This window comes from Daejeonella sp. (assembly GCF_044232565.1).
Lineage (GTDB): Bacteria > Bacteroidota > Bacteroidia > Sphingobacteriales > Sphingobacteriaceae > Daejeonella.
In genome coordinates, this window is the sequence record NZ_JBIILQ010000019.1 from 1 (window position 1) to 21,126 (window position 21,126).

Genomic DNA, 21,126 nt, shown 5'->3' on the forward strand with positions numbered 1-21,126 from the left:
CTAACACATAATCAGTTTGAGATGCACTCAAATTTGCATTGTCAGATTTAGGCACAGGCAATAATTGCTCCGTAGTAAGAATTTGTACTGCAGCATTTCTAAATTGATTGTAAACAAGCTCAACACGATCGTACTCACCTTTCTCAAAGCCTGCCATTACAGACTCAGTAATTTTAGAGGTATTTTCGAATGTTAAATCAGCGTAAAGCTCATTATTATTGCCAATTACATTGTATTTACGCTTTTCGTAGAAATCTTGAACTTTTTTACCGACTGCAACAATGTGTACATTTCCTTGGCGGAACTGTTCAGCATATTTATTTGCAATCAGGTTATTAGTGGTTTTAATCACATTCATGTTGAATGCCCCTGCTAGTCCGCGGTTGGAAGAAACAGCAATAATCAGCACTTTATTTGGCTCACGTTCCTGAGTAAAAGGAGAGTTTGATCCATCCATACTTGCTGATAGATTAGATAAAATATCTCTCATTTTATTTGCATAGGGACGCAACTGAATAATTGCACTTGTAGCCCTCTTCAACTTAGCTGCAGAAACCATTTTCATGGCCTTTGTAATCTGCTGCGTTGAACTGACAGATGCTATACGATTTCTTACTTCTTTTAAATTTGCCATTTTTTACTAAGTACAAAGTACTTAGTATTTAGTAGTTAGATACGAACGATCTAAATACTAAATACTTAATACTAATATCTTCTAATATTTACCACTCAGCTCCTTAGCTATTGTTTCAAGAACAGATGTAATGCTATCATCCAATTTTCCTGCTTTTAAGCCTTGTAAAACTTCAGGATGACGTTGCTCGATTTGCTGGATAAACTCATGTTCAAATTCCTTTACCTTGTTTACAGGTACGTTTCTCATTAAGTTTTTAGTTCCAATGTATAAAATAGCCACTTGCTTTTCAACTGTTTCAGGAGAAAACTGTGCTTGCTTTAATAATTCAACGTTACGAGCACCTTTATCAAGTACAGATTTTGTTGCTGCATCAAGGTCAGAACCGAATTTAGAGAAGGCCTCCAATTCACGATACTGAGCTTGGTCAAGCTTAAGTGTACCGGCCACTTTCTTCATCGACTTAATTTGGGCGTTACCACCTACACGAGATACCGAAATACCTACGTTGATAGCGGGACGAACACCTGCATTAAATAAGTTAGACTCCAAGAATATCTGTCCGTCAGTAATTGAAATCACGTTAGTTGGGATATACGCAGAAACGTCACCCGCCTGAGTTTCAATAATTGGTAAAGCTGTTAATGAACCGCCACCTTTTACGATATGCTTAATTGATTCCGGAAGATCATTCATCGATTGTGCGATAGAATCGTTCTGGTTAATTTTTGCGGCACGCTCTAGCAAACGACTGTGAAGGTAGAATACGTCACCTGGATAAGCCTCACGACCCGGAGGACGACGCAATAATAAAGATACCTCACGGTATGAAACTGCCTGCTTAGAAAGATCATCATAAACAATTAATGCTGGTCTACCTGTATCACGGAAGAACTCACCGATAGCAGCACCAGCAAAAGGAGCATAAAACTGCATTGGAGCAGGATCAGCAGCCGATGCGGCAACGATAACCGTGTAAGGTAAAGCACCGTTTTCTTCTAAAACTTTTAATATCTGAGCTACGGTAGAATTTTTCTGACCAATAGCTACATAAATACAGAATACAGGATTTCCTGCTTCATAAAATTCTTTTTGATTGATAATGGTATCAATACAAACTGCAGTCTTTCCGGTTTGACGATCACCAATCACGAGCTCACGTTGTCCGCGACCAATTGGAATCATTGCATCAATTGCTTTGATACCAGTTTGCAATGGCTCCGTTACAGGTTGACGATAAATTACACCTGGAGCTTTACGCTCCAATGGCATTTCATAAGTTTCTCCTGTAATTGGTCCTTTACCATCAATTGGCTGACCTAAAGTATTAACAACACGGCCAAGCATTCCTTCACCAACTTTGATGGAAGCAATTTTATTAGTACGTTTTACTGTAGCACCTTCTTTGATCTCATCAAAAGCACCAAGTAATACAACACCTACATTGTCTTCTTCCAGGTTCAAAACGATGCCCTGTAAACCATTTTCAAACTCAACCAGCTCACCTGATTGAACTTTTGTTAAACCGTATACGCGAGCAATACCATCACCCACTTGTAACACAGTACCAACCTCTTCGAGCTCGGCCTCCGATTTAAAGCCTGACAGTTGTTGTCTTAAAATCGCCGAAACTTCATCTGGTCTTACCTCTACCATAGTAGTATTTTTTGAGTTTTATATTGTAAATCTTACGCCCCAACCCCTATTGGAAGCAATCAAAGCCCTTTTCAGGTTTTGGGGTAATTAATTGTGTTGAAATTCTTTTTTAAGTTTATTCAGCTTACTGGATAGACTTGTATCAAACTGTTTATCACCAACCTTCAGGATAAAACCTCCAATCAGATCAGAATCAACCTGGGCAGTCAAAATAACCTCACCTTTAGTTGCTTGTTTAACTAATTCTTCGATCTGGGCAATATTATCCGGACTTAATGGAGAAGCAGATGTTACTGTTGCTTTTACTACGTTCTTTAGAATATTATACTGATTGATAAATTCCTTTCCTGTAGCATATAAAACTTGAGAACGTCCTTTCCTAACCACAATTTTAAAGAATGACAGGATCATTTTATTCAGTTTATCACCAAATAAGCCATCCAGGATATTCGCCTTTTTATCAAGACTAATTATCGGATTTTTAAGAATTGCCTGTAGCTGTGGATTAACCCTGCAGGTATCGAGAAACAGCTCAATATCTTTCTTAACCGGCTCTAAAACATTCTTTTCAGCCGCCAGATCAATTAAAGCTTTTGCGTAACGCGATGCAACTTGTATTTCTGACATAATTCGATTGGTCGATTTGTTAATTTATTAGCTTACAAAATTGGATTAACAAATTTTCTTAATTGAGTTTTACTTCTTTTAACAGATCATTTACAAGCGCCTGCTGTTTTCCCTGATCCTCTAATTGCTTACGCAAAACTTTTTCAGCGATCTCAATAGATAAGCTAGAAACTTGATTTTTTATTTCTGCCATTGCAGCAAGCTTTTGGTTTGTGATCTCAATTTTTGCTTTTTCGATCAGCTTAGCCCCTTCAGACTTAGCCAAATCTTTTGCATCATTAACGATTTGATCTTTGATCCCTTTAGCTTCCTTTAAAATGCTATCGCGTTCTAAACGGGCTTCCTTCAAAAGATCTTCGTTTTCACCAATCAATTTAGCCATTTCAAGCTTAGCCATTTCGGCCTTAGACAAAGCATCTTCGATAAAACGTTCACGTTCATCAAGAGCCTTAACAATAGGCTTCCATGCAAACTTGCTTAGAAGGAAAAACAGTATTAAAAAAGTAACTGTTGACCAGATGAACAAGCCTGGATCTGGAGAAACTAATGGATTTAATGCCAGTAATATCATTTGTTTTATTATTTAATAAATCAATCAAAATAATAAAATAAGGCCGGTGCCAATCGCACAAGCCTTATTTTTTTAGTTTACTTGTCCTGTTCCTAAGAACGCAACAACCACAGCGAACAATGCTACCGCTTCAACGAATGCTGCCGCGATTAACATAGCTGTTTGAATTTTAGATGCTGCTTCAGGTTGGCGAGCCATACCTTCCATAGCTTTTCCACCAATGTTTCCGATACCAATGCCTGCTCCGATTGCAGCTAATCCTGCACCAATACCAGCGATACTTCCAACGATCATAATCTGATTTTTAAATATATATTAAACAAAAAATAAATTCATATTAATGCTCAGCATGCTCTTCCACCGCCATCCCGATAAACAAGGCTGATAAAATAGTGAAAATGAATGCCTGAATAAATCCTACCACCAACTCAATCACACTGATGAACAGTACGAATGGAATAGCGATACCTGCAACGAAAACTGATTTTAGAATGAAGATCAAAGAAATCAAACTTAAGATCAAAATGTGGCCTGCAGTAATGTTTGCGAACAAACGAATCATTAATGCAACCGGCTTAACAAATAATCCCACGATCTCAACAGGGATCATCAATGGATATAACCACCATGGAACATGCGGTGTAAATACATGACCCCAATAATTTTTATTGCCATTAACCGTAGTCAAAACAAAAGTACAAAGGGCTAACATCATTGTAACAGCGATATTTCCTGTTACATTGGCTCCTCCCGGGAAGAAAGGAACTAGCCCAAGAAGATTATTTATCCAAACAAAGAAAAATATAGTTAATAAATAAGGCATAAACCCTTGATATTTATGACCCAATTGAGGCTTTGCAATGTCATCACGAACAAATAAAATGATTGGCTCTAGTAAAGATTGCATTCCCTTAGGCGCTTTACCCACTCGCTTCTTATAAGAATTGGCAACGCCAATAAAAACAATCAAAAGAATAGTAACCGAAATGATTAATGAAACTACATTCTTAGTAATAGATAAGTCAAGTGGCTTATTATTTAAAAGCTCACCCTTTGCGTCATAAGAAATAAAAGTCCCATCGGCACTTTTTACTTCTGATGGATAATAATATTTGCCATGATAGTTTACAAGTTTTGATCCATCAACATCCAAAACTTCTGTACCATGATCATTATGACCGTACTTATTAGAAAGAAAAGTTGTCAATCCATTATCGGTCCACAGAATTACTGGTAATGGAATATAAACATGACCAAAAAAGTGCCACTCATGTGAATCAGCAATGTGGTGAAGAATCATCTTAGAAATATCTTCATCTGCTTTTTCAACATGCTCTTCAGTGGCCGAAATAGTAGAAGTATCAGCTGCTGAATTCTCTTCTGAAAAGGCAGAAAAACTCAATAGCGAAAATAAAACCGCACAAAATGCAAGGCTGAAGAATTTTTTATTGTTGAAAATACGGCTCAAATCCATTTATTATAAGGAATTTACTTTATTTTTTGGTTGCGCAAGTTACACAACAAACAATATATTTCAAACACTGTATGAAAGAAATATAGATAAAAAAAATTGATGATAAATTTTAAAGGCTCAACAGTATTCCCAATTATGTAAATAAAGGCTATAATCATGCAAATGAGCAGCTTAATAGTAACACTCCCAAGCAGTGCCTGACCCGAATCTTTATTACTGATACCCATCCTCCAAGAGGCAATTACAAAAATATTAAAGGTGAGTATTGAAAAAATCCAAAACAGTGACCAAAATTTTGGAATTAACAGATTCTTTTCCGAAAAAAACATATCTGCACTCCATGGAGCCGCCGCCAAAAACAGGTTGAAAAGTATAAAATAAATAATAAAGCGAGTAAAGCTCATGCCTTCAATTGTCTGATGGTTTGATAAATAGATAAAAATACACCCAAAACACAGGCTATTGCCGTAGCATACTGAACTTTATGGTTGTAATATTGATCAATTTTAAAACCAATATACGCTGAAGCCGCAATTATAGCCATCATTTGAAAAGCTACACTGGTGTATTTCGCAAAAGTTCCATACGACTGGCCTGTGGAATTCTTAAAATCTTCAGAATCTGGTTTAATTTCCTTCTTTTTCATTAGTAAGAATTGATGAACAAAATTATTAAAATTAAGCCTTGGTTTAAGGAAAAAATAAAAAATGTATTAAATAAATGCCTATTTCAATTAAATACTGCACTTCACAAGCAATTGTGAAATTTGGTCTTGGCAGACCTAATAATTTCTTAGAGAAAGAGTTTATATTTATGGCTACAAATCCATTCTGATAAAATATCTTTGCATAGTTTCTGTTATACCTATTAAAGAAGATTAATTTGAGATCAAAAATTCAAGTTATAAGACATTTTTTATTTTTAAGCCTGGGTATTGGCCTATGCTTTTCTTCCTGCAATTCCCAAAAAGAAACTGTGGCTAGCCGGAACATGCAAAATCTGACTGCTAATTTCAATATTCTTTATAATGCCACTGAAATTGTGAATGAAAGCGAAAAAAACATTCAACTTGCCTATACTGATAATTTTGACCGAGTTATATCTGTTTATAAAGAACCTAATGAAACTATTTCACAAGGAGAATTAGGTAAATTAGATCAAGCAATTTTAAAGGCCAATACAATAGCCAATGAGAAATCACTCAGTAAATATGTTGACAATGCTTATTTTCTAATTGGGAAATCAAATTATTTAAAATCCAATTTTTTTAATGCTGTTGAATTTTTTGATTATGTCTATCAAAATTATCCAAAAGAAAAAGGAATCAAACAGGCTTCTTTGGCATGGAAAACAAGATCTCTTATTGCATCCGACAGGTTAGACGAAGCTTATAATTCAATTGATACTGCACTGAGGTATATTGCTACTGAAAAAAAATCAGTAGCTGATATTTATGCAATTCGAGCGCAACTGCATATTTACGCAAAGGAGGATGAGCAAGCAATTACCATGCTTAAGAAGGCGATTGAATCTAAAACAAGTAAGCAAAATAAAATACGGTGGACCTACCTCTTAGCTCAACTTCAACAGATAAACGGACAGGCAAAAGATGCCTATCAGAATTATACTAAAGTTTTAAAAAGCAATGCTCTCTTTGAAATGGCATTTAATGCAAAACTAAGTGCTATAAGCCTTAATAATAACTTGAGCAATGACTCTAAAAGTAAAACAAAGCAAATTGCAGCCTTATTAAAAGATAGTAAAAACAATGATTTTAAAGATCAGATTTATTTTCAGATAGCAAATAGCTATGCCGATGAAAATAATACCGAAAAAGCCATTGAAAATTATAATAATGCCATCGCTAAAAGTTCAAAAAATGTTATTCAAAAGGGATTAGCCTATTTAAAATTGGCTGAAATTTATTTCAAAGAAAGCGATTATGTTAAATCGAAAGCTTATTATGATAGCACCCTAGTAGAACTTCCAATCAGTTATCCTGATTATGCACAAATAAAAAAGAAGGCAGATAATATTGAGTTACTAGCCGATCGCTTATCCATTATCGCGAAAGAGGATACTCTTCAAGTTCTGGCCCAAATGCCCGAAATTGAACGAAATGAACGTATAAAACAATTAATTGAACTGGAGGTGCTTAAAACTCAAGTCAAATTAAATAATGCATCTTCCGGACTTCCATCTACAGGAGCAATAAATAGCAACAATGGAAATTCAAAGTTCTATTTCAATAATTCCATCGCCCTAAATCAAGGAATTGCAGATTTTAAAAAAACTTGGGGTGCAAGAAAATTAGAAGATAATTGGAGACGAAGCCAAAAATCGGACACTGATATTTCTAATACCCTAGCAAACAACCAAAACTCCACTAAAGACCCATTTAATGAATTAAATACGCCTAGCACCTCAGTAAATACAGAGTCGCTGAAAAAAGTATTTATCGAAGCGATACCATTAACTAAGGAAATGAAAAAAGTTTCGGACGAAAAAATCGGATCTGCCATGTATGATATTGGCAATTATTACCGAGATGTTTCTGCTGACACTATGGAGGCCGTAAAAACATATGAAAAACTTCTAAGCCGCTTCCCAGATGATCCTAATAAATTGGCAGTTTATTATAATTTGTATAGGCTATACCGCTTTGCCAATCCGCAGCTTTCTGATAAATACAAGAACATTCTATTAAATCAATTTGCTGAATCTCCATTTGCTAAAATCATTCTCGACCCTGACTATAATCAGAAAAACGATGATATAGAAATGGCTTTCAATCAATTTTACAATGAGGCATATCGTTTATACACCAATAAAAAGTACCGAGATGTACTAAAATCAGTTGAACTGCAAAAAACAAAATCGGGGATTGAGAAAACCCCAGCCCAATTAGCTTATTTAAGCTCACTAGCACTGGGTCACTTACAAAAACTCGACAAGCTTGAAGCCTCATTTAAAAATATTTTGGATTCAAACCCTGAAGACAAGCTCATTGTTCCATTGATTAAAATTCAATTAGCATTTATTGACTCCAATAGAACGGAAATGACAAATCGTCCTTTTGCTTTGCTCGATAATGAGACGATTATAAATACTGTTATTGAGGAGCCTATTGCGGAAGAGCCAGCTTTTGCGGAAAAAACAATTGAAAAGCAAATGCCAGAACAAAAGCCGGCACAAATCGAGGAGAAAAAAATTGCAGAGACTGTAAAACTACCGATAAAGGAACAAAAAAATGATGCGCCGCAGCCCAAAATGGAGCAAATTGATACTTTTTTTGAACTTGATGGGTCAAGCGATTATTATTTTATTGTGAATGTTTCTGATCCATCTCTAAATTTAAGCTCATCACGATTTGGTATCGGTCAGTTTAACCGCGTCAATTATTCTGGAAATGCCATTAAACATCAGCTTAAATCCATTGCTAATCAAAATCAATTAATATTTGTTGGTCCCTTAACAGGTAAAGAAAGTGCTCAAGCTTATTTCGACCAAATCAGCCCTCTGATTAGAGAAATCATGAAAATACCGGCAACAAAATATGGTACTTTCTTTATCAGCGATAAAAATCTTGAAAAGATTACTGATTTAGGAACACTCGAGCGTTATGTAGACTTTTACAAAAAGAATTATAATAAATAAAAATATGAATAGCCCTTTAACGCAACGTGAGTTAAGTCAATTTACCATCCTTTTTTGGAAATGGATCGTTGGAATAATTGCGTTTGGAGCTATCCTGATTTTCAGCATCGGGCTAGGGCTATTTGGTAAGCTTCCCGACTTAAAAACGCTGGAGAATCCTAAAAGTAATCAAGCCTCAGAAGTTATAGCAGACGACAATGTGGTTTTAGGAACTTATTATGTCCAAAACCGATCTAATGTTAGATACGATGAAATTTCTCCTAATGTAATCAACGCTTTAATTGCTACTGAGGACATCCGTTTTTTTGGACATTCAGGGATTGATTTCAAGCGCACATTCACCGTTATCTTCTATAATCTTGCGGGAAAGAGACAAGGGGCAAGCACCATAACCCAACAATTGGCCTTAAATCTATTTTCAAAAGAAGGTCGCTCAAAAAATTTCCTAAAACGATTGATTCAAAAATCACAAGAACTTATTGTAGCAGTAAAACTGGAGCGCCAATACACTAAGGAGGAGATCATTACCATGTACCTTAATACAGTAGATTTTGGATCTTACAATACTTATGGGATAAAATCTGCTGCAAGAACCTATTTTAGCACCACTCCTGATAAACTCCAACCGGAACAAGCAGCAATTTTAATTGGAATGCTTAAGGGCCCTTCACTCTATAATCCTAATCGCAACCCTGAACGTGCATTTTTAAGAAGGAACACGGTTATCGAGAACATGGCTAAGGCAAATTATATTAGTGAAGACGAGGAAGAGCGCTTAAAACAAATTCCATTAACCCTTTTATTTAACCCCTCAGATCATAATGAGGGATTGGCACCCTATTTCAGGGCAGTATTAAAGAAAGATATTCAGCAAACTCTAGAAGAAAACTCAATTTACAAGGCAGACGGAACACCATATGACCTCGATAGAGATGGTTTAAAGATTTATACTACCATCAATTCGCGTATGCAAAGATATGCTGAAGAGGCACAAAAAGAATATTTAAAAACGCTACAAATACAATTCAACGATTCATGGAAAGGCCGTGATCCTTTTAACTTTCAAGAGGCTAAAAGTCTAATTGATCAGGGTATGCGACGTTCAGATAGATATCAACAATTAAAAGCAGAAGGTCAATCAGAAGAAGAAATTCTTAAAAACTTTAAAACACCAACCGAAATGAGCATTTTCAGTTGGAGAGGTGAAATCGATACATTAATGAGACCTCTTGATTCTATTAAGTATTATAAATTAATGTTGCGAAATGCTATGATGTCAATGGAGCCACAAACAGGCTATGTTCGCGCATGGGTTGGCGGCACAAACTATACTCACTTTAAGTACGATCAAGTTAAAATGGGTACACGTCAGGTAGGATCAACTGCTAAACCGTTCACCTATGCTGTAGCTATAGGAAATGGAGGATATTCTCCTTGTTATTCTGTTGCCAATGAGCCTGTTGGGATTGATGCCGGAGATGGCACCATTTGGACACCAAAAGCTTACAAGCCTATACCAGGATCCATAAGCTTAAAAAAAGCATTGGCTAATTCACAAAACTATGTTACTGCTTACATGATGAAACAGGTTGGCTCAACCGCTGTAGCAACGCTGACAAAAAATATGGGAATTACTAGCGATGTGCCGGCGGTTCCTTCCATTTGTTTAGGCTCTTTTGATGCTTCTGTTCATGACATGGTAGGCGCCTATTCTGTGTTTGTAAACCATGGAGTTTGGACCGAACCCATTTATCTTTTACGTATTGAAGATAAAAATGGAAATATTATTTATGAGCGCAAGCCGAGGGTTAAAGTTGTTTTAGATGAACAAACAGCATACGTGATGACAGATATGCTCAAGGCGGTAGTAAAAGAAGGCACAGGCGGCAGATTAAGATGGAAATACAATCTTACTAATCCGATTGGAGGTAAAACAGGCACAACTCAAAACAATTCAGATGGTTGGTTCATGGGAATTACACCAGAATTAGTTACCGGCGTGTGGACTGGCGCCGAAGATCGGGCAATACACTTTACATCAACTAATTTTGGAGAGGGAGCCAATACCGCCCTACCCATATTTGCTTTGTATATGCAGAAGGTTTATGCTGACCCTACCTTGAAATACACTAAAGGCGATTTTCCGCTTCCAAAAGGAGGAATCACAACAGTTATCGATTGTAGCACCTATACCCAACAGCAAAATAGTGAAACCGAACAGGATAAAAAACTTGGTTTTTAATTTTAAAGCAAGGCCTATTATTTGTCCCAAAAATGAAAGAATTTGATTACCGCTCCGACCTGAAAAATATACCCCAAAACCCAGGAGTATATCAGTTTTGGTCGGATGCAGAGGAATTAATTTACATCGGCAAGGCGAAAAACCTTAAAAATAGGGTCTCTTCCTATTTCAAAAAAGATAACTTTCGAATTAATGCAAAAACACGTGTATTAGTCAGCAAGGTTAAAAAAATAACTTTTACCATTGTTGACACCGAAATTGATGCTTGGTTATTAGAAAATAGCCTGATTAAAAAGTATCAGCCTAAGTATAATATCTTATTAAAAGATGATAAGACCTACCCATGGATAATCATAAAAAACGAGAAATTTCCGCGTATTTTCTGGACTAGAAAGATTATAAAAGATGGCTCTACTTATTTTGGGCCCTATGCATCTTTGAGCATGATGCACACCATTCTTGGGGTGATCAAAGAAATTTATCCTTTAAGGACATGCAGCCTGCCACTCACGCAGGAAAATATCCATGCTGGAAAATTCAGAGTATGCCTTGAATACCAAATAGGGAATTGCAAAGGACCATGTCAAGCATTTCAATTAGAGGATGATTATAATCAAAGCATCGCAGAAATTAAGGATATACTCAATGGCAAAACGGGTGCAGTAATCAAAAGACTGAAAAAACAATTGGATGAGTCTGTGGCAGATCTTAATTTCGAGCTATCACACCACTTAAAATTAAAATATGATTCATTAGATCATTATCAGAGTAAATCAACCATTGTAAGTTCCTCTATAACCGATGTAGATGTTTTTAGTATTGCTACTGATGAAAAGCATGCTTTTGTTAATTTCTTAAAAGTAATGAACGGCACGATAATTCAAACTCAAACACTCGAAATGAAAAAGAGGCTTGATGAAACGGATGAGGAATTATTAAGCCTGGCAATTACCGAATTTAGAAATCGATTTAATAGCCAATCTCAAGAAATTATCGTTCCCTTCGAAGTTGATCTCCCCGACTCAGGCATTAAGTTCACCATTCCGAAATTAGGAGAAAAGAAAAAGCTGCTCGAATTATCCGAAAAAAATGTGATTTTCTTTAAGCGTGAGAAACTTAACCAATATGAAAAGCTTAATCCAGAATTAAGAACGGATCGATTGCTTAATTTGATGATGAAGGACTTACGCCTAAATCAATTGCCAAGACATATTGAATGTTTTGATAATTCAAACTTTCAAGGAGATTTTCCAGTATCAGCAATTGTAGTCTTTCGCGATGCTAAACCCTCTAAGAAGGATTATAGGCATTTTAATGTTAAAACAGTGGTCGGGCCCGATGATTTTGCCACCATGGAAGAAGCGGTCTTCAGAAGATACCGTAGGTTATTAGACGACGGCGAAACGCTACCGCAATTAATAATCATTGATGGTGGTAAAGGTCAGTTATCTTCAGCAATGAAGAGTTTGAAACTCTTGGGAATTGAAAAACAGGTTACAGTCATTGGAATTGCCAAGCGCTTAGAGGAGATTTATTACCCCGGCGATCAATATCCACTGTACCTAGATAAAAAATCAGAAACTTTAAAAATTATACAACAACTAAGAGATGAGGCCCACCGATTTGGAATCACATTCCATAGAAAGAAGCGAAATAAAGCCACTCTAGCAACTGAACTCGAGAACGTTCCTGGAATTGGCCGTTCAACAGCAGAGAAGCTTCTGAGACATTTCAAATCGGTTAAAAAGGTAAAGGAAGCAGCAGAGAACGAGTTGCTAGAATTATTAAATAAAACCCAGACAAAAGCTATCCTAGAATACTTTAAACAATAAAGCCGATAACAAATGAATGCTATCGGCTTTATTATATTTCATTTTTTTCTAGTATGACCAGAGATCATGCTCAAAATCCATGAGTGCTTTCTTCACTCGATCAGATTCAAAAAGCTTATCAATGCCTATTGCATAATCTTTGATACGTAAATCGTCAGGGTTTGACTCTTTAACTACGTAGCTTGAGAAAATACGCTTCATAAAAATATCATCATAGCTCAATCCAGCCAAATCATTGGTCCGGTTAACGGCAGCTTTTGTTACAAGAAGGTGGCGTGCTTCAGGGAAATAAACCCAAAAGGCAGGTTGCTCATCAAAAGCTTGTCCCGCTTTGCTAATTTTAACCATTGGCGCAATACCAACAATTCTAGGCTCAAACACAGAACGCTGCTTATCAAAAATCCAATCCTCCTTAATTCTAAATTTAACAATACTGTCAGGATTAAACTCCCCAGCTTCAACTTTAGAACCAGTTTGGTTACCATCTTGATCAAAAATTGGCACCACTACACTATCTGCAAACTTAGCCATAGCATCTTTAGCATTTAGAACAGCTGAAAATTCATCGCCATTTACATCATCCTTAGTACTACTTGCATCATAAGCGGTTAATTCTCCAGCTTGAATTGCATCAGTAAGAATAGTAATCAACCTAGATTTAGGAGATGCAAAAATAGTGTTTACCTTATCGCGAACATCAATTTCTCTCCAAACGCGCTTGCTGAACATCACGTCTGATTCTCTCAAATTAGCATAAGGTGTAACTCGTGCATTAAGGACGTTTGCTTTTTTATAATAACCATCTAAAGGCCTTTCGGTTGCATTAGGTTTAGTGCTGTTCGTTAAGTTTGGTGCTTGTGCATTAACAACAAGCGTAAATGCTACCAAAATGAAGGCAAAAAATATATTTTTCATACCAATTAATTTGCTTTAAAAACCATAGGGTCAAGTTGTCTCGGAGATCCATCGGGACCAACAGCAACGATATCATCAAAAATAACACGAGTTCCAGGAGTAACTGCCGCTAGTGCTGCACGCATCTGGGGACTAAAACCATTTCCTGTAGCCTGCAAAACTACTAGATCGGCACGCGGTCTGGCAATCGCCAAACTGAACCTAGTAACTTTAAATTTGGCATCAAAATCAAATTGATCAAGAGTGGCGAAAATTGCGTCTTGACCCTTTATGATGACAGAACTAAGCGCTCCACCGGTTTTACCAGCAAATTTCGCTTTAGGATCTGGAATACGTTTCACGCGGAAGTCGCTTGAACCAATATTTTGAACCTTACCATTGATATTTGCAGCTACATCAACCTTAGCAACCGCTCCAGGACTAGTTACATTTACAGAGTACTTACCATTTGAACCAGCAATGGTACCACCACTAATTGTAACAGTCAAATTCTCTTTAGGAATACCTGGTGCAGAAATAGACACAGGATTATCCACCCCCACATAAAAAACATTCATCTTATCTGGTGAAACTACAACTGAAGGACGGGCAACTTGATATTTTTGCTCCGCTGTAGTATAGGTCTTGATTGAACCATCCGTTTGCTTAACACGCACTGTACCAGTCCAAGTGAAAACACCCTCCTTAGAAGTATTAACCGTATAGGTACCTTTACCCTCTTTCACTTGAAGTGAAGATCCACCAACACTAACATCGGGGCTCGACTTTGAGTCGGATGCCGTAAGAAATACTTCAGCGGTATAAGGTTGTCCTAGAATCAAATAAGAAGTAGGTGCTACAGCAACAGCAGAAAACATATCTAGATTAACAATTGCCACATCCATTTTACCCAATAAACGCTTTACCATTTCAGATTCAGCATTTTTAACATCTGCTTGTATCTTCGCTAAGGCCGTAATTGCTGCCGTTAGCGGAATACCTTCACCAAAATTTGCTTGCTCCCAGCTTTTTTTAATCCCAACACCACTTGAATTAGGATCTTTCGCTTCTAATGAGAAATTAACACTTTCGCGTTCTTTAGGATCAAGAAGTGTTAATAATTTACTTCTCGTGTCATTTATCTTTTTCTTGAGTACCGTAGCACGATTTTCATTAATCATCAAACGGGATGAAATATCGAGATTATCTCTTTTGGAAATATCTCCAGTCTCCTTATTCATTCCACCACCTTCTTGTTCGAAAAGTTTTTTTAACTCAGCGACATAAGCCTCTAATTCTTTCGTGTATGAGCTAGCTAATTTAGCTTTTTCATAAATAGGTCTAGCACGAACAGGCTCATCCTTGAGTTTTGTGGCTTCAAATGATGCATAGGTTGCATCAACACCACTTTGAACATTCTCAGACGAGGCATTCAAGCTATTTGTTAAATTTTTAAAAGCATCTAAGATTGAATCACTAACATTCAGCGCCACTAAACCAAGTAAAACCAGGTAAAGTATTCCAATCATTTTCTGCCTTGGGGTTTCTCTACCTCCAGCCATGTAATTTTATTTAAAAAATTAAATATTTATAATACCTATAAAAACGGTTAAGATCTAGCAGGTTGATTCATTGCAGACAGCATATTTCCATAAATAGAATTTAAGGAAGATAAGTTCTTAGCCAATTTACCAACTTCATCTTTAAACTGTTTCGAATCTTCCATCGACTCATTAAAGTTTTGCATAGTCGCAGAAAGATTTTGATAAAAATTATTCATCGTCTTTAAATGAGCGCTAGAATCCTTTAATTCTAATTCATATACCGCATTTAAAGCAGCAATATTTTTAGCTAAAGCATTTACTTGCTCATGATAAGCCTTTGAATCAATATTTGTTTCACCCATTTCTCTAAGTCCTTGAGTAGCATTTTCAAATGCCTGACTTAAGTTGTCAAAGCTTCCAGAAGCTGTCTTAACCTTTGCTGCCAGTTCTGTAGTTGCACTTGCAGTATCGGCAATACCGGAAATTGCTGATACCTTATCACCGAAACTACGTAAGCCAGAACCAAGGCTTTCAATCAACTCCGGACCAATTTTAGCATCGCTTAGCATATTGTCTAAGGCCGCTGTAGAAGAAGCTGAAGCACTTGCTCTTGGACGAGCTGCCTCTCCTTTAAAATCTTCATCAAGTTCAGGATATACTTTACTCCAATCTGGTTCCACATGATCTGGCTGAAAACCCATGTAAAAGAATAAAAGCGCTTCCGTTATTAAACCAATAGCGATCATATATTCACCACCCTTCCAATGAAGGATTTTGAACATCAAACCAACAATTACAACGGTCGCACCCCAAGAAATTAGGGAGTTCATGCCAATTTTGAATTTTTTCTTTTGAGCCATAACTATAAGGGTAGTTTTGAGATTAGTATTTTTTAAAGTTTATCTTTTATGTCGCGACCAAGATATTTTGCAACATTACGGAAACCGATGTATGATTTGGCAGTATCTTGATATTCGAAGCTGCTTGCTGAGTTTTGTAAGAAGTAACCGATATCTTTCCAAGAACCACCACGAGTAACTTTGCGTTTTAAAACTTCAGGATCGCCAGCTTGAGCCTCATAAGTAAAGGATGGGTTCATGTCATGTGTAAAAGTGGACGAAGACTCATCAAAGGCCGAAGAGGTCCATTCAGCTACGTTTCCAGCCATGTTATACAAGCCAAAATCGTTTGGATAATACGCTTTCACCTGAACAGTAAATGGTCCGCCATCATCAATATAATTACCTCGGCCAGGCTTAAAGTTTGCCATCAAACATCCTTTTGCATTCCTTATGTAAGGGCCACCCCATGGATAACTTGTACCCACACGACCACCACGTGCTGCATATTCAAATTCAGCTTCAGTTGGAAGTTCGTAATCGGCTCTTTTAGGAAGGCGGCGACTTTCTTTATAAGCCTCATTAAACCTGGTTCTCCAAACGGAAAAAGCACGTGCTTGACGCCAATTTACACCAACTACAGGATAGTTTTTAAATGCGGGATGTGAAAAATAACCCTTAACCATCGGCTCATTCTGAGCATAGGCGAAGTCGGCAAGCCAAACAAGGGTATCAGGATAAACACCTACAGTATCTCTAAGAATGAAATCAGAACGCTTCGTGTTTTTATTAGCTCTATTATTTGCTGCATCTCTTAATTTCATGATGGCGAAATTGTATTTAATCAATCTCACATCAACTTCATTGCGATCAAAAACTCTATCATCGCCTTGATAGTACATGCCCTGTAATTTAACACTATTTGCAGATGCACTCTTCCCTTTTTTACCACCCCAAATTAAACTCCCGTTGCCAACTTTTTTCCAATTGATATATTTTTTACCAACACTGTTCGGATCTGCTTGGCCCTTTGGCTTTAGGAAGAATTGATCATCTTGTAAATAATCAGTAACCGCGATAGAATCACGAACCCAATTTACAAACTGACGATACTCATTATTAGTCACCTCAGTTTCATCCATGTAAAAAGCTTGGACAGTAACTTGCTTATTTTGTGAGATTTGAGCAAAAGTAATGTCTTGATCAGTTTGACCCATGATAAAGGTTCCAGCAGGAATATAAACCATCCCATAAGGAACCTCAGTATTCTTAAATTTCTTAGCGGAAACGCCCACTAACTCACCATTGCCCCCACCTTTACCACAGCTAGTGCCTAAAATGAACAGAGCTGCAAGAGCGATAAAGTATATTTTTCTCATTTTAAATGATTTCTTTTTGTATTTCCACAACAAAATAAGTTCGAATATAGTAAAAATCATTATACCATACACACTCACACTAATCAACTTCCCTAAAAATTCAATAATTTAAATAAGAGCAAGCCTTAAATCTATTATTTCCTTGATAGAACGATAATTTAATATATCTATTTTTGATGTGGCAAAATATTTTTAATAATACGATTAAAAGTAAATAAGGTTGCGATTCTTTTTTATTTTTCTTTGAAGGCAAAAGGCCTATTTATTTGTTTACTTGTTTTATGTATTGCTCCAAAGCCATGGTCATACTTGGCGCCTCAGGCGTTGGTGCTGGAATATTTAAAACTAAATCATGCTCAAGCGCCGCTTTGTGGGTACTAACACCAAAAGCTGCAATACGAGTATCGTTTTGCTTAAAATCAGGAAAGTTAATAAATAATGAGTGGATGCTACTCGGACTAAAAAATGCGATAACATCATAAAAAACCTCCGCTAAATCAGACAAATCACTGCAAACCGTATGAAATAAGACAGCTGCTTTAAAATCATAGCCGTTTTCACTTAGGAACTTCTGAGTTTCTTCCGCCGCAACATCCGAGCAAGGGTAGAGAAATTTCTCTGTAGTATGCTTTTTTAAAACCTCGGCTAAGTCAGAAGCTGTTTGTTTCCCAACAAAAATCTTTCTTTTTCTGTATTGAATATATTTCTGAAGATACAGCGCAATAGTTTCTGAAATACAAAAGTATTTTAAGTCTGCAGGAACATCATAACGCATCTCTTCACATACTCTAAAAAAATGATCCGCGGCATTTTTACTAGTAAATATAACCGCAGTAAAATCAGCCAAGTTGATTTTTTCCTTCCTTAATTCTTTCGCTGGAACACCTTCTACATGAATAAACGACCTAAAATCAATTTTTAGATTATACTTTTTGGCCAATTCAAAATATGGAGACTTTTCAGTATCAGGCTTTGGCAATGTCACCAAGATGCTTTTTACTTTCTTTGGTTTCTCTGTTGAAGTTACTTGCATATTTATATTGGGCTCAATACCCAAGTGCTTTAAATAAGATTATTAAAGGACAGAATTCGAGGGCACAAAGATAAATAAATAAATAAACTTTTGGCAACTTGTAATTCGATAAAATATTTTCAGCCACCCGAAGAAATTGAAGGGCAAAAATTAATAAGAGCAATATCCCCCCTAAATAGCTGTAAATGATAGAAAATCGATAGGAAGTGAGGCTAAAAGCGATGACAATTGGTAGAAATAGAATAGCTGCATTGAAATAACTAATATATAATACTGATACATAATCACGTACTAATCGAGTGGTATCAAATAAGAATCCGACTATTTTTAGCAATATAATTTTCAGTGTAAACAGTATTATTACTGTTGCAGACAAGTATAAAAATAATTTGAAACCTTCCACACGGTAAGATATTCCGAAATAGTTTGCAGATAAATAAAGATAAAGGCCTAAAATCAGTCCGAATAGAAGGTATAAAAACACAAATGGCCAAGAATTAAATAGGGTTTCCTCTTTGTTTAACTTGCTTAAAACTTGATTACTATAAAAAGCATGAGTAATAGAATTTAGCTCCACAGGAAAAAAGAATCTCACTAAGGAATATAATAAGACTAAAAATAATACCAGCAAAATAACCCAAGACTCTCTGAAAGGCCTTAATTTTCCTTCATCAAAGCGACTATTTTTTTTGGGAAATTTAGCTGCCCAAGCCTTAAAGTCAAGATTTACAACTTTATAAAGATTAATGAGGCTATCTCGAAAGCGATTAGGCCTATTGGGATCAGGAGCCTTCAACCAGACCATCGAAAGGGAATCTTTAATCGCCTTAATTGAGTCAGGATACCTTGGGCTGTTTACGATGGCCCCAGAATCCAACCAAGTGTCCGACTGAGCAAAAAGTGGCTCCTCCAAAAGCTTTATATTGCCTTCAACCTGTCCGAAAACGACTGGATCGGCTAGAAAAAAGATCAGAATTAAAACTAAAAACCGCTTGATCATCCTTGGTTAAAACCCTTAAGACTGAATAAAAATTATGATGTAAATTTCTGCTTTTTTATTTTTGTTTCCTAAATATCTTTTGAGTTTTAGAGTTTTAACATCGCAAACACGAATAAATTATTGCTCTTTATCGTAAAAAATAAAATTTCAAGATTTATAAATAGCCTAAATAATAATTTCTTAAAAAAGATTCAAAATCTTGAAAACCATCTCATTTTAGATAGCTTTGCGCGAGAGCAGTTTTAAAAATTCTACAATACGTTTTAAAACTAAGCTCAATAATTAAATCAGCCTCCATTTTGGATAAATAAATCTAAAAAAGATATTAATAAATAAATCGAATGTCTGCCACAGCCTCAAAAAACGCATCTCCAATCCTTGTTATAGTCGCTTTTGCAATTGTTTATATAGTTTGGGGCTCGACATATTTTTTCATTCAAATGGCGGTTCAAGGTTTTCCACCATTCATTTTAGGGGCGTTCCGATTCATTTTAGCTGGGTTAATTATGGCAGCATGGTGTCTTATAAAAGGCGAAAATTTATTTGCAATTCGGGGAATCAAGCACGCAATAATTAGTGGTATTTTATTACTTTTTTTCGGTAATGGAATAATTATTTGGGTAGAACAAAGCATGCCTAGTGCCATGGTAGCGATTACTGTGTCATCAGCACCGCTATGGTTTGTATTACTTGATAAACCCAAATGGACCGAAAATTTCAAGAGTAAATCTATTATTACAGGAATGCTTGTCGGACTTGCAGGGGTAATTTTACTGTTTAGTGAGCAGATTTCTAAGATTTTCTCGATGCCTGATACTACGCCAGTAAAAATGAGCAGCATGATTCTTTTACTTTTTGGTGCAATTGCATGGGCAGGAGGCTCTCTCTATTCAAAATATAAACCTGCACAAGGATCAATAATTGTGATAAGTACTTGGCAAATGTTAGCTGCCGGAATCGCTTTTATTCCGGGAATTTTAATACGTGATGAGTTCAAGGGCTTTCAATGGCAAGAAGTTCCTTATGAATCGTGGATGTCACTTATCTATCTTGTTATTATGGGATCAATTGCAGGCTTTAGCGCCTATGTTTGGCTACTTCAAGTGCGTACGGCAATGCAAGTTAGCACCTATGCCTATGTAAATCCCGTAGTAGCAGTCCTACTAGGTGTATTTTTTGCAAATGAAAAAATTACTGGAATTCAAATCGTAGGTCTTATAATTATTCTTGGAAGCGTTTTACTTATTAATATGGCAAGATACCGACGAGAGAAACTAGCCAAGAAAGTTAAAATTGCTTAAAAAGCTTTTTATTTTTACAAGTTTAGCCCTAAAGGTATTTATCGTAAATTTGAATCATGTCCGGAATTTATCTCCACATACCTTTCTGTAAAAAAGCCTGCCACTATTGTGATTTTCATTTTAGCACCTCGCCTCAATATAAAGAGCCCATGCTCAAGGCATTAAGGCATGAATTATCATTGAGAAAAAATTATTTGGGGAACCAACCGATAGAAACGATTTATTTTGGTGGCGGTACTCCATCACTCCTTAGTGCCAATGAATTACAAGTGCTCCTTGGTGAAATAGTTGATCAATTTGATGTTTCCTCAACTGCAGAAATCACTATTGAGGCTAATCCCGATGATCTAAATCCACAAAGAGTTAAAGAACTGCGCCAAACCCTAATAAACCGATTTAGCATTGGAATTCAATCCTTTTTTGAGGAAGATTTACGTTGGATG

18 protein-coding genes are annotated in these 21,126 nt (G+C 36.3%); 5 read left to right on the plus strand and 13 right to left on the minus strand.

What is annotated here, in order from left to right; genetic code table 11:
- From ACILQF_RS02255 to ACILQF_RS02285, 7 genes are all read right to left on the minus strand, one after another.
- Positions 1–634: F0F1 ATP synthase subunit gamma (locus tag ACILQF_RS02255; RefSeq protein ID WP_395625789.1), on the minus strand; the 634-nt coding region annotated here is incomplete at its 3' end.
- Positions 635–715: 81 nt separating this feature from the next.
- Positions 716–2,290 carry a F0F1 ATP synthase subunit alpha gene (atpA, locus tag ACILQF_RS02260; RefSeq protein WP_395625790.1) on the minus strand — a complete coding sequence of 525 codons (1,575 nt, stop codon included), beginning with the start codon at positions 2,288–2,290 and terminating at the stop codon, positions 716–718.
- Positions 2,291–2,377: 87 nt separating this feature from the next.
- Positions 2,378–2,917 (minus strand): ATP synthase F1 subunit delta, encoded by a 540-nt coding sequence (gene atpH, locus ACILQF_RS02265; RefSeq protein ID WP_395625791.1) that lies wholly within the window; start codon positions 2,915–2,917, stop codon positions 2,378–2,380.
- 58 nt (positions 2,918–2,975) lie between these two features.
- On the minus strand, positions 2,976–3,488 hold the full coding sequence (locus ACILQF_RS02270; RefSeq protein ID WP_395625792.1) for a F0F1 ATP synthase subunit B: 513 nt from the start codon (positions 3,486–3,488) through the stop codon (positions 2,976–2,978).
- Positions 3,489–3,560: 72 nt separating this feature from the next.
- Entirely contained in the window at positions 3,561–3,779 is a 219-nt protein-coding gene (gene atpE / locus ACILQF_RS02275) for an ATP synthase F0 subunit C (protein WP_090705041.1), read from the minus strand.
- Positions 3,780–3,825: 46 nt separating this feature from the next.
- On the minus strand, positions 3,826–4,962 hold the full coding sequence (atpB, locus tag ACILQF_RS02280; protein ID WP_395625793.1) for a F0F1 ATP synthase subunit A: 1,137 nt from the start codon (positions 4,960–4,962) through the stop codon (positions 3,826–3,828).
- 400 nt (positions 4,963–5,362) lie between these two features.
- Complete coding sequence (locus tag ACILQF_RS02285) at positions 5,363–5,608, minus strand: AtpZ/AtpI family protein (protein ID WP_395625794.1); 246 nt, start codon at positions 5,606–5,608, stop codon at positions 5,363–5,365.
- Positions 5,609–5,937: 329 nt separating this feature from the next.
- Here ACILQF_RS02285 and ACILQF_RS02290 point away from each other — a divergent pair, with 329 nt between their 5' ends.
- The 3 genes from ACILQF_RS02290 to uvrC are packed head-to-tail and all read left to right on the plus strand — an operon-like array spanning position 5,938 to position 12,693.
- Complete coding sequence (locus tag ACILQF_RS02290) at positions 5,938–8,619, plus strand: tetratricopeptide repeat protein (RefSeq protein WP_395625795.1); 2,682 nt, start codon at positions 5,938–5,940, stop codon at positions 8,617–8,619.
- Between the two features lie 4 nt (positions 8,620–8,623).
- Positions 8,624–10,861, plus strand: a complete 2,238-nt coding sequence (locus ACILQF_RS02295) for a transglycosylase domain-containing protein (RefSeq protein ID WP_395625796.1) — start codon at positions 8,624–8,626, stop codon at positions 10,859–10,861.
- Between the two features lie 32 nt (positions 10,862–10,893).
- The gene (uvrC, locus tag ACILQF_RS02300; RefSeq protein ID WP_395625797.1) at positions 10,894–12,693 is read left to right on the plus strand and encodes an excinuclease ABC subunit UvrC; all 1,800 of its coding nucleotides are present in this window, start codon (positions 10,894–10,896) and stop codon (positions 12,691–12,693) included.
- A gap of 48 nt (positions 12,694–12,741) precedes the next feature.
- Here uvrC and gldN read toward each other — a convergent pair whose 3' ends face one another.
- From gldN to ACILQF_RS02330, 6 genes are all read right to left on the minus strand, one after another.
- Positions 12,742–13,608, minus strand: coding sequence for a gliding motility protein GldN (gene gldN, locus ACILQF_RS02305; RefSeq protein ID WP_395625798.1), 867 nt, complete (start codon positions 13,606–13,608; stop codon positions 12,742–12,744).
- Positions 13,609–13,613: 5 nt separating this feature from the next.
- Positions 13,614–15,149, minus strand: a complete 1,536-nt coding sequence (gene gldM, locus ACILQF_RS02310; RefSeq protein WP_395625799.1) for a gliding motility protein GldM — start codon at positions 15,147–15,149, stop codon at positions 13,614–13,616.
- 47 nt (positions 15,150–15,196) lie between these two features.
- Positions 15,197–15,991 carry a gliding motility protein GldL gene (gene gldL, locus ACILQF_RS02315; RefSeq protein WP_395625800.1) on the minus strand — a complete coding sequence of 265 codons (795 nt, stop codon included), beginning with the start codon at positions 15,989–15,991 and terminating at the stop codon, positions 15,197–15,199.
- 32 nt (positions 15,992–16,023) lie between these two features.
- Complete coding sequence (locus tag ACILQF_RS02320; RefSeq protein ID WP_395625801.1) at positions 16,024–17,349, minus strand: SUMF1/EgtB/PvdO family nonheme iron enzyme; 1,326 nt, start codon at positions 17,347–17,349, stop codon at positions 16,024–16,026.
- Positions 17,350–17,611: 262 nt separating this feature from the next.
- Positions 17,612–18,382 (minus strand): uroporphyrinogen-III synthase, encoded by a 771-nt coding sequence (locus ACILQF_RS02325; RefSeq protein WP_395625802.1) that lies wholly within the window; start codon positions 18,380–18,382, stop codon positions 17,612–17,614.
- 13 nt (positions 18,383–18,395) lie between these two features.
- On the minus strand, positions 18,396–19,382 hold the full coding sequence (locus ACILQF_RS02330; protein WP_395625803.1) for a DUF4271 domain-containing protein: 987 nt from the start codon (positions 19,380–19,382) through the stop codon (positions 18,396–18,398).
- A gap of 341 nt (positions 19,383–19,723) precedes the next feature.
- Here ACILQF_RS02330 and ACILQF_RS02335 point away from each other — a divergent pair, with 341 nt between their 5' ends.
- A complete protein-coding gene (locus ACILQF_RS02335) occupies positions 19,724–20,683 on the plus strand; it encodes an EamA family transporter (protein WP_395625804.1) in 960 nt (319 codons plus the stop codon).
- Between the two features lie 56 nt (positions 20,684–20,739).
- A partial coding sequence (locus ACILQF_RS02340; RefSeq protein ID WP_395625805.1) for a radical SAM protein occupies positions 20,740–21,126 on the plus strand: 387 nt, incomplete at its 3' end.